Source organism: Gorillibacterium massiliense (assembly GCF_000455485.1).
In the GTDB taxonomy this organism is placed as follows: Bacteria; Bacillota; Bacilli; order Paenibacillales; family NBRC-103111; genus Gorillibacterium; species Gorillibacterium massiliense.
On sequence record NZ_CBQR020000122.1, the window covers coordinates 1 to 10,130 of the forward strand.

The following is a 10,130-nucleotide window of genomic DNA, read 5'->3' on the forward strand; positions in this document are numbered from 1 at the left end:
TATTTTAGTTGACCGCCGAATATAGGAAGAAGCTGCGTGACTGCGTAGATTAAAATCTATGCAGTTTTTCTTTTGGACGTTAAGTACCAAAGGTTAATAGATTTTTCGAAGTGGAACCGCATTGGAATGATCGAGTGAGGTCAAAAATACATCTTTTATATAAAGTAAAAAATTGGAAAGGTTGTCGGGCAAATGAACTATGCTTATCCAATGTCATCACCTGTAATGACGACCGCTCCCCACTCTCCATATTGCCGGCCAATCATCGAGGTTACGGGAGAAGGTATCTTATCAGCATCTCCGAACAGGGCGATTATCGTTCTAGGCGTCATAACCGAGAACCCAAGTCTCTCTGCCGCCCAAAGGGAAAATGCCACAGCCACAACGAATGTGATCAATGCCTTGCAGCGGTTAAACATTCCAAAGAATCATATTCAAACCGTCAGCTATCAAATCGAAACCCAATATGATTTCAAAGATGGAACTTCCGTGTTCAAGGGCTATAAAGTCACCCATTTGCTTCAGATCACCCTCGACCGGGTGGAACTTACCGGACAAGTGGTGGACACGGCTGTACAAAACGGAGCGAATTTCGTTTCGAGCATTCAGTTCTCGGTTGCCAATCCCGAGCTCATCTATAACCAAGCGCTGTCCGCTGCCGTTCAAAATGCCGAAAGCAAAGCGGGCGCCATCGCCAGAACGTTAGGTGTTACGCTGGTTCGGATGCCACTGAAAGTAACGGAGGAGACCCAAAACGTAGGACCGCCGATTCCTTTTAAAGCCGCGCTAATGGCAGAAGGCGCCGCCGCGCCGACTCCCATCCAGCCTGGGCAACTGGAAATTCGTGCAACGGTCCGGGCTCAGTATACTTATTATTAATAGAAAAAGGTAATTCAGCATCTGTAGCTAAAAAAGCCTGTAATCGGCGATGCCGTTACAGGCTTACTTTTTTCTCGCATTAGCATAAAAGGAAAAGGAGCTTGCTTATCGAATTTGTAAAAAAACGCCATCCCACCCGATCCGAAGGATGATATCTTTTGCAAGAAATGATAACCGTTACCCAACTGGATTCACTTGATGCTGTCATGTTCGAACAAGCATTGAGCTGCTTGCCCCATCCCAAACAAGATCGTATCCGCCGATACCGGCAAAAAGCGGATCAGATCAGATCACTGCTAGCGGAAATCGCGGTGCGGCTGCACATCATGCAAAAAAGGAATCTTGATGCCAGGCAGTTGATCTTTGACACCAACCCGTACGGCAAGCCGTATCTGGCTGGCTCTTTGGATTTTCATTATAATGTTTCCCACTCCGGGGAGTGGGTCGCGTGCATCTTCGATTCTTCTCCGGTCGGTATCGACGTTGAAAAAATCGTTCCCATCGACATGGCCATTTCCGAAAGTTTCTTCACCTCGTCCGAACATGAAGATTTATTACGGCTTCCCAACGATGAACGATTATCCTACTTTTTCACCCTCTGGACACTTAAAGAAAGCTTCATCAAAGCCGTCGGAAAAGGCCTATCCATCCCGCTTCGTTCATTTTCCTTTTTCCCTTCAGCCGATGAGTACGCCGATTTTACCCTTCAATGCGAGAAACCCGTAGAGCAAGACTATTATTTTAAACAATATTCCATCGATCCGGACTATAAGCTTGCCGTCTGCACCACCCATACCCGATTTGCTGCCGCTCCTCTGACCTTCACTGCCAGCGAGCTCTGCGAAAGATTCCTGACCTTGAACAGCGCTTACTGAGTCCAATCCATGTCCGAAATGAGTCCGATACGCCGAGCTTCCGCAATTGCCTCCGCCCGCGACTTCACATTCAATTTGGCGAAAATTCGGGTCAAATTGTACTCCACCGTGCGTTGACTCATCAGCAAAATTTGCGCCAATTCGCGGTTGCTGCGGCCTTTGGCCACTTCGGCCAAAATTTCCTGCTCTTTATCGTTGATGGACGCCTCTTCCAATTGATTATCCTTCGATGATGTGGAAAGCCGCACATCGTTACGGCGAAGCTGTCTCAAGAGCGGGACCGGGATGAGCGCCTCCCCGCGCATACTGCACCGGATGGCGTCTACCAATTGATCTCTCGTAGCGGTTTTGCTCACGAACCCGGAAACGCCCGCCTCTACCAGCAGATTGAAGTGGGGAGAGATTTCGTAACCGGTATAAATCAGAATGATGAAATCGGAATTGATCGCGCTCATGCGCTTCGTCAGTTCAAGCCCGTTGATCGGGGTCATATTCAAATCGAACAACATCACGTCAAAAGATTGCGACGACCGGACCACCTCCAGCGCTTCCACTGCAGAGGAAACGGCGGTCACTTCCATATCTTCTTCCTTCTCCAGAATCGCTTTCGTTCCTTCCCTCACGGAGGGATGATCGTCAACCAGCAGAATGTGCGTCATGTTCCCGTCCTCCTCAAACATATCGTCCAATCGATGAGATTAATGGTAATTGAATATTGACCCTCAGCCCTTGCCCCAAAGCCGACCAGAACTCTGCGGCTCCTTCCAAGCTGGCTACCCGTTCCCGAATGCCGGAAAGTCCCATATGTTCGAAGGAAGCCCGCAGCACATCCATTTCCATCCCCACTCCGTCATCCTCATACCGAAGCCAAACTTCATCCGCGACAGTCGCGAGTTTTATGTTGACCGTGCCCGCTTTCGAATGCTTTTCCGCATTATGCAGCAGTTCTTGCACGATTCGGTAAATGGCCAGCATCTGATCTCCCGTTAGCTCGGCGGACATTTCATCGGAATCGAATTGGATATGGAAATTCGTCCGCAATCTCGTATAGTCCAGCAGTGTTTTTACGGCTTCGTTGATGCCGAGTTCCTTCAAAAACGGCGGCCTCAGCTCGGTACACGTTTGTCTGATCTGATGAATGCTATCGAGGATGCCTTCCTTGATCGTATCCAGCTCCGTCACAAGGGGGGCGGGCGTATCGGATCGGGTTATGATATCTTCCAGCTTTCGATACAAGTAAAGCTGATCCTGCAGCACCGAATCATGGAGATCGGTCGCCAAACTTCTGCGTTCTTTTTCCGATAATCCGAATAAAAGCCGAAGCAGCCACGTGGGAGCCATGCTTTGCTTCTCCAGCGATTTTTCCAGTTCCTGCATCAGCCCGCTGATTAAATGCAGATTCTCGTAAACAATGCCCGCATAATTGGCCAAGGACCGCATCCAATCGATCTCTTCCCGATTGAACTTGGTTAGATTCGCCTTGCCCCCGGTCTTGGCAATCAGATATTTATTTTGGCCCCGTCCCATACATAGGTAGAGCCCTTGTTTGACGTCGATGATATCGCCGATTTCCAGACGGTTTTTCTCTCCGATATCCTTCATGACTTCCTCGACTATCAAATCGTCCCCACCCTTTTTGGACAAAAAGGCGTTCATTTCCAGGTTAATTTCAAATACGCTGAGACTGCGCATCTGCAAAATCTTTTTAAATTCGCTGATGATCCGCTCCTGCAGCTCTTCAATCTTCATCACCTGCGTAATTTCGCTGGCAAAACGCTGCAAGCTGTTCTGGTAATTATGGACCTGCTGAAAGACTTTCATCCTCATCCGGTAATCAACTTCTTCTTTAAAATACAAAAAGATAGTCATGCCCAAATAAACGATGAGCGTGGTTTCCACCCATTTGGCGGTATTCCATTCGGATTTTATTAAATAAGAGAACAGCAAAAGAATGCTGGTTGTCGGCACGATGGAAAGCAGCAAGTAGTAACGGTAGCGGCGGATGAAGAAATCGATATCCAGCAGCCTGTTCACCGTAACTAAGTAAAAAAATACGATAGGAACCAAATACAAGCACATGATAACGATCCGCTCGGGAATCAAGCGTACGTTAAGCAGCGCAAAGGGAAGTGCATCCAAAGCGACATACGGGATAAACGCGAAGAATATCCCGAACAGCATGATTTTGAATACCGGTTCATTGACCGTCGCCCGCTGCTTGATATAGCCATAGATCAGCGCGATAAGCACAGTAAACAAGTCGATGCTGAAGGCGATCAAATCTATTTTAGTCCATGCGCTGTATACCATGCCGAGATCGGAAAACAAGAGGATGAAGTTTCCTAAAAAAACGGCGCCGCTCAGCGCATACAAACCTTTCAGCAATTTGCGAGGAACGATCTTGACGGATAGGTGGCTGAAATAGTCATGAAGAAAGTGCAGAAGAAACACGAGGCAAAATAAAAAGGAGAGCATTTCGAACAGTTGAACCAATGAGTCAACCTTCGAGGATTCGACGGAACCGAGATAAGCATAGCCCATCGTGAGAAAAAAGAGAATCAACATATTAGCCGAGGAGTGGATTTCCTTTTTCCAATAAATGAATAAGGAAAACACGACCATAAGGATAAATACGAGAGAAGGCATCACAACATTATAGAGGACGCTCTCAATTCCGCTATGCTCGGAAATAACATAATCGGTCACAATGCCATTCCGGCCTATGGTTAGCTCGCGAGCGCCCTCAACTTTCCCGTATTTATGGACTCTGGAAAAGCTTTCCGGTGATTGTCCGTTTACCGATACGATGCGGTCGCCGATTTGAATAGCATGCTTCTCCGCCCAACTCATATTATCGATGCTCTTGACGACGATGCTGCCCTTATGGTCAGAGGCCACGTGAAGGCCGATTAACGGAGAAGCAAGGGTTACTACTACCGTATAAATACCTAGCAAAATCGTGAAGATCATGACCAGCATAATGCCGTTTCTTCTCTGCATACTGAGAATCCGCCTCTTGAATTGCTATTGTTTGGATTGCTTTGTATGTACTCGATTAAGCCCACAACTTGGGTTCTGACACTTTGCCGTCCCGGTTCAAGATGCTCAGCAGCGCTTTGTGCTCTCTGTTGGAAAGACCTTCGACGAAGTAGGAGCCTTCTCTGAACTTTCCGGCCAACTCGGGATTTTGTGCAAACTCGAAACATAATTTTTTCAACATGTTCATCGCCTCTTCTTTTTCGATTTTTACTTACGAGTCAAGTATATCATCGAAAAATTGAAGCGAGACCACAATCATATCAGGAGAAAACCGCCATTTTACGGTGTTTGCCGGGTTGCGTGATTTTGCGTTCGCTTGCGTGGTATTTGCGGTATGCGGTCAGATCACTGTCATAGAAGTGGTTAAAAATAGACCAATAACTGCTCCATATAATCATCAGTCAGTTCCAGTTGGCGAACCTCATCTTCTGCTTCCATTCGCAGCATCGCGCACATGGCTTCGGCATACTCGATTGCTCCCGAGCTTTCGATCAGAGCCATTATCTGCTCTCTGCGCTCTTCCACATACGACTTATCGACCCTGCCTTCCATATAATCGCGGAAAACTTCGAACTCAGGCTGATCCGATTCAAGCAGGAAGAGCAGTAGCAGCGTTCTTTTCTTATGTAAAAAATCGTTCTTATCATCCCAGCGGCAAATATCACGGATATCGTTGCGGATTTGTTGGATTACGCCGATTTGTTTAGCATACAGGCGCACCGTATGGTCATCTTTATCCGTTGCCAAACAAGTGCCGATCAGGCAGGCCAAGGTGGTCAGCGATCCGGATTTTCCCGCGATCATTCGCAAGTAATCCTCTTCGCTGTGAATCTCGTTTGCCAGATCCGTATGCTGCCCGTTAACAGCCTTCAGCAATAGATCGTTCATACATGTCCAAAGACCAAGCTTGCGCTCCGCAGATACGTCTTCAACCTGGTACAAGCGGTCATGGCTTAAGGCGGTCAGGCCAATGGCCACGTTCATGGCAAGGGCCGGCGGATTGATGCACCAGGGCATTTGCTTTTGATCCTGATCCTGTAAATCATCGAAAATGTCCAGCGCCAAAATTAAGAGTTCAACCGCCGCAGCCGCTTTGTAAATACCCGGCGATGTTCCGCCGAACATTCGGTAATGCAGAATGGTCAGCTCGCCAAAGGATAGCCTCCCCGATGTTTTTACGGCCAAGTAGGAGAGGGCTTCCTGCCGAAGATGATCTGTCGTGAATTGCGACTCCACGGCTTCTCTCATGGCCCAACCGATCCGTTCCGTTTCCTCCGTCACCATTACCATTTCCCTTTCTCCATTTAGCGGAAATGTCGGAGCCCGTCGTAAAATCCCTAATTCTGTTAAACCTTCTAAATATCAGTATACCTAATCTTGTAAATCCTGCAATAAAAAAACAAAGCCTGAAAAGAGGCTTTGCTTGTAACGCTCACGCCGTTATCCTATGAATGGGCTTCCCGTGTCAGCAGCCATTTAGCGCGTGTATTCCCGATTTGATATTCAATCGCCTCCAGCGTTAATTCTCCCAGCAGAAAAGGGCCGACCACCTGCATCGCTTTAGAATTCCGAAACTTGATCTCCAGCAAGTAAGATCCTCTCAGGATGCGATTCTCGTAATATCCCGTTTCTTTCTTGTCTTCAAAGGCATAATTGAACGCCTTGCGGTTCCACTTGAAAACCCCCGCATCCTGAAACAATCGGTACCCGAAATCAATATTTTCCAGCCCCCACTCCCCAAGCTGCTCATCGAACCCATGGCGTCGGAATAATTCATGGCTTCCGGACATATTGCCCCCGAATGTGGAAATCCACGGAATAAACGAATCTGTCATGCCTTCTCTATTATAGAGCTGCATCAATTTGCGGATAAAAAGGGAAACGCGCATCTCTTCCTGGTCCCGGAAAAAAGCGGAGCCCGGAGCGACAGCCTTTTTCCATAGCGCCGTGTCCAGTTCCTGCGGCGTACCCATCACAAGCAAGTTCTCCATATTTCCGGATTGTTGATGGAAGATCACATGCTCTTGAACAAAATCAGAGCCGGGAATGCGGTTTCCTTCATTGAAAATTAGCAAGCCGCCTTCACAGGCGCTCACGGCGGCATTTCGTAGTTTCGCCGGATTTGCTGTGGGGACATGCAACCATTTTGCGGAAAACTCGGGATTATGATCCTGCTGATGAACCATCATGGAATGAAGTTCGGCCCGTTCGCAATTGCCTACCAAAATCGTATGAAACGCAGGTGCTTCTTTTTGGCTGTGGAGCATTTCAAGCACATGGGGAAGCGCCTGAATTTCCTCAGGGATCGGTACAATTACGTGGATGTCCATATGCCATTCTCCTCATCGCGTTTAGCCGAATCTGCTGTTAACATTATCTTAATCTTCTTTTTTCAGCCTTGCACCGTAAACCGCTTTGTGGTTTATCGCAATTCTTCGTTGTGGTCTTTCGCTGCGTACGCCAGTTTATTGCCGACCGGGTCCCCGCAAAGCAGTTCCGTCATTACCCTTAACGTTTTGCGGATATCTTCATCCGTGATGCCAGCGTGCGTAACTGCACGCAAGCGGCCATAGCCAAGCTCGCTTATGCGTACCCCCTTACCGTGCAGAGCCGCTATGAAGGTCTCCCACGAATACCTCTCATCCTCAACCCGGAAGAGCACGCTGTTGGTCATCGTACCTGGCGTTTCAAGCTTCAATCCCGGAATAGCACTCAATCCTTCGGCCAGCCACCGCGCCCGCCGGTGATCCTCAGCGAGTCGGCTGACCATCCGTTCCAGTGCGACGATTCCGGCCGCGGCGATTATCCCCGCTTGACGCATGCCGCCGCCAAGCATTTTCCTTAGCCGTCTGACGTCGGCGACAAAGCTTTCGCTCCCGGCGACGATCGAACCGATCGGCGCCGAAAGCCCTTTGGATAGACAAAATTGCACCGAGTTGGCATAACGGACGATTTCGGCGGCTTCGACGCCAAGGGCGATGGCTGCATTGAATAACCGGGCGCCATCGAGATGAATCGCCAATCTCTTTTTATCGGCAAAGCCGCGTACCTGTTGCAAATAGGAAAGGGAGAACACGCTGCCCCCGCACCGATTATGAGGCAATTCCAGGCAAATAAGTCGCGCTCGTGCAAATTGCGGATCGTTTGTATCCTCCTCTATAGCCCGTGCCAAATCGGTCAATGCCAAGCTGCCGTCAGATTGCGTAGGAACAGGTTCGTAAATGACGCCACCGCATATGGAAGCACCGCCTGCCTCATAAATGTAAATATCGGACTGGCCGCTGACTAACGCCTTTGTTCCCCGTGGGCAATGCGCCATAATGGAGGCCAGATTCGCCATCGTGCCGCTGGGCATGAAGCAGGCTGCCGGTTTATTCAGCATATCGGCGGCCATTCGTTCCAGCCTAAGCGCCGTCGGATCCTCTCCATATACATCATCGCCCAGAGGCGCATCGGCAATAGCTGCCATCATCTCGGGGGTGGGTAAAGTAAAGGTGTCACTGCGCAGCTCGATCATCGGCTCACCCCTTCCAGCTGTTCGATTTCCAGCTTTATCTTCGATACCGCCGCTTGCACAGAGGAAGAAACCTTGCCAGGCGTTGCTCCTTCTGCAATGATGTAGCCCAAGCGGTCATAAGCGTTTTGCGGCTTGCGAATGGGCTGGCCGGGCTTGGCATGCATGACGAGCTGGCTCACGCCTTGGACGCAAGCCGCGTCCTCCACGCCGCCGCTTGCCAACAGCCTGCCGTCCTCCTCGGCCATAATAAAGCCGATGCTCCCATATCCATACCGGCGCGGTGATAATTCCGGAGCCATCCCGAGAGCCGCTTGCAATTGCGCTTCGATGAGATCGATCCCGGAGGCCAGCTTGATTATTTCCGGTATCATCCCGCCGGCCAAGCGGGGATTCACTTCAATGAGTACGCAACCCTCCTTGGTCCATTTCACCTCAGTGTGTGTAGCCCCGTGAATAACGCCGATATGCCGAAGCGCCCGCCGGACGGTTGCACGGATTTCCACCGCCTTACTCTCGGACAAAGGAGCAGGAAACAAATGAGCCGACTCGACAAAAAACGGGTCGCCCATGGTCTGTTTCTCAGTAATCCCGATGCAATGAAGCTCGCCCTGCCAGGCAAACATCTCCACGCTGTATTCGGGTGCGTCGATGAATTGTTCGATCAAGGCAGTACGGGAAGCCAGTTGGCCACGAACATTGAAAGTCGCGCCGAAAACACGTGCGGCTTGGCGTTCCGCTTCCTCCAGCGTCCGGCACAAGCGAACCTCGTTGGAGCCGCTGTCGTCTATCGGTTTGACGACGCAAGGCAAGCCGACGGCTCGCACGGCGGAGATGACCTCCGCCGGAGAATGAACGGCTACGAAGGCAGGTTGCGGAATACCGATTTCCCGCAGCTTCTGCCGGGTCAGCCATTTGTTGCGGCAAGCGCGGATCGCGCCAGGAGAACTGCCGGGAAAGCCGAATTGCGCAGCCAGCTGCGCTACCGGTTCCAGATAAAAATCACTGGTCGTGAGCAATCCGGCCAGCTCCCCTGCATCATGCCTTGCTTCTACGATGTGGGAAACCGTCTCATAGTCGTTTGTATCGCAGGTTACGACTTCACAGATCTGGATATCCAAATCGCGGTAGCGCAACGGGTCATTCGTCAGCAGAACCGGAAGGAATCCCCATTCGGACGCGGTCCGGATCGCTTTCATTCCCGTGCCTGTCGAGTTCGATTCAAGGAATAGCAACTGTTTCCGCATGAGATTCCCTCCCCGATAAGGATGCATACGACCAGGAATGAACGACGTCCGTCTTATGGACAAGAGTCGGCTCTTGTGGCATGCGGAAGGCAAGGTTGTGCTTCTCGCGATATTGATCGTTGAAAATGGAATTGAAATATCGGTCTCCCCGGTCCGGAAAGATGGCGACGATCCGTTCGGAGGCCGAAATTCGGCGGCTGAGCCAAGAAGCGACGGCGTAAACGGAACCGGAACTGTTGCCGGCAAAAATCTTCTCTCTCCGCGCAAGCTCCAGCGTGGCGCTGAACGCCTCTTCATCGTTCAACCAATGCACTTCATCGACCTGCGCCAAATCCAGATTTTTCGGCGAAATACTATTGCCTAATCCGCTCTGTAGACGGCCGGGACGATCAGGCTGGCCGAAAAGAATGCTTCCCACCGCATCGACGGCGATTACTTTCACATTCGGACTCCATGATCGGATCGCCCGCGCTGAGCCGCACAGCGAACCGCCGCTGCCTACGGCTCCGACGAGGTAATCGATTGCGCCGAGATCCGTGCGGATCTCATCCGACAGTTCCGCATAGCTGCCCGGAT

10 protein-coding genes are annotated in these 10,130 nt (G+C 50.3%); 2 read left to right on the plus strand and 8 right to left on the minus strand.

Features of this window, described 5'->3' with window-relative positions:
• Positions 1–210: 210 nt before the first annotated feature.
• Together TJ79_RS16680 and TJ79_RS16685 are read left to right on the plus strand one after the other, a co-directional pair.
• Positions 211–879 carry an SIMPL domain-containing protein gene (locus TJ79_RS16680; RefSeq protein ID WP_052339679.1) on the plus strand — a complete coding sequence of 223 codons (669 nt, stop codon included), beginning with the start codon at positions 211–213 and terminating at the stop codon, positions 877–879.
• 167 nt (positions 880–1,046) lie between these two features.
• Positions 1,047–1,754, plus strand: coding sequence for a 4'-phosphopantetheinyl transferase family protein (locus tag TJ79_RS16685; protein WP_040951489.1), 708 nt, complete (start codon positions 1,047–1,049; stop codon positions 1,752–1,754).
• Here the strand turns inward: TJ79_RS16685 and TJ79_RS16690 are convergent.
• From TJ79_RS16690 to TJ79_RS16720, 8 genes are all read right to left on the minus strand, one after another.
• The gene (locus TJ79_RS16690) at positions 1,748–2,413 is read right to left on the minus strand and encodes a response regulator transcription factor (RefSeq protein ID WP_040951484.1); all 666 of its coding nucleotides are present in this window, start codon (positions 2,411–2,413) and stop codon (positions 1,748–1,750) included. The genes TJ79_RS16685 and TJ79_RS16690 overlap by 7 nt on opposite strands.
• Before the next feature lie 13 nt (positions 2,414–2,426).
• Complete coding sequence (locus TJ79_RS16695) at positions 2,427–4,754, minus strand: ATP-binding protein (protein ID WP_040951485.1); 2,328 nt, start codon at positions 4,752–4,754, stop codon at positions 2,427–2,429.
• 55 nt (positions 4,755–4,809) lie between these two features.
• A complete protein-coding gene (gene comX / locus TJ79_RS27290; RefSeq protein WP_155987924.1) occupies positions 4,810–4,974 on the minus strand; it encodes a competence pheromone ComX in 165 nt (54 codons plus the stop codon).
• 182 nt (positions 4,975–5,156) lie between these two features.
• Complete coding sequence (locus TJ79_RS16700) at positions 5,157–6,083, minus strand: polyprenyl synthetase family protein (RefSeq protein WP_052339677.1); 927 nt, start codon at positions 6,081–6,083, stop codon at positions 5,157–5,159.
• A 155-nt stretch (positions 6,084–6,238) separates the two neighbouring features.
• A complete protein-coding gene (locus tag TJ79_RS16705; RefSeq protein WP_040951486.1) occupies positions 6,239–7,123 on the minus strand; it encodes a glycosyltransferase family protein in 885 nt (294 codons plus the stop codon).
• Positions 7,124–7,215: 92 nt separating this feature from the next.
• Positions 7,216–8,310, minus strand: a complete 1,095-nt coding sequence (locus tag TJ79_RS16710) for a GntG family PLP-dependent aldolase (RefSeq protein WP_052339678.1) — start codon at positions 8,308–8,310, stop codon at positions 7,216–7,218.
• Complete coding sequence (locus TJ79_RS16715) at positions 8,307–9,554, minus strand: ATP-grasp domain-containing protein (RefSeq protein WP_040951487.1); 1,248 nt, start codon at positions 9,552–9,554, stop codon at positions 8,307–8,309. Before TJ79_RS16715 ends, TJ79_RS16710 begins: the two co-directional genes overlap by 4 nt.
• A partial coding sequence (locus tag TJ79_RS16720) for a pyridoxal-phosphate dependent enzyme (protein WP_040951488.1) occupies positions 9,529–10,130 on the minus strand: 602 nt, incomplete at its 5' end. The genes TJ79_RS16720 and TJ79_RS16715, both read right to left, overlap by 26 nt.

Bases quoted from the DNA above. Each gene is read 5' to 3' on its own strand.
- comX (WP_155987924.1), bottom strand. From the start codon at position 4,974: ATGTTGAAAAAATTATGTTTCGAGTTTGCACAAAATCCCGAGTTGGCC.
- TJ79_RS16685 (WP_040951489.1), top strand. From the start codon at position 1,047: ATGATAACCGTTACCCAACTGGATTCACTTGATGCTGTCATGTTCGAA.
- TJ79_RS16680 (WP_052339679.1), top strand. From the start codon at position 211: ATGTCATCACCTGTAATGACGACCGCTCCCCACTCTCCATATTGCCGG.
- TJ79_RS16690 (WP_040951484.1), bottom strand. From the start codon at position 2,413: ATGACGCACATTCTGCTGGTTGACGATCATCCCTCCGTGAGGGAAGGA.
- TJ79_RS16705 (WP_040951486.1), bottom strand. From the start codon at position 7,123: ATGGACATCCACGTAATTGTACCGATCCCTGAGGAAATTCAGGCGCTT.
- TJ79_RS16700 (WP_052339677.1), bottom strand. From the start codon at position 6,083: ATGGTAATGGTGACGGAGGAAACGGAACGGATCGGTTGGGCCATGAGA.
- TJ79_RS16710 (WP_052339678.1), bottom strand. From the start codon at position 8,310: ATGATCGAGCTGCGCAGTGACACCTTTACTTTACCCACCCCCGAGATG.
- TJ79_RS16715 (WP_040951487.1), bottom strand. From the start codon at position 9,554: ATGCGGAAACAGTTGCTATTCCTTGAATCGAACTCGACAGGCACGGGA.
- TJ79_RS16695 (WP_040951485.1), bottom strand. From the start codon at position 4,754: ATGCAGAGAAGAAACGGCATTATGCTGGTCATGATCTTCACGATTTTG.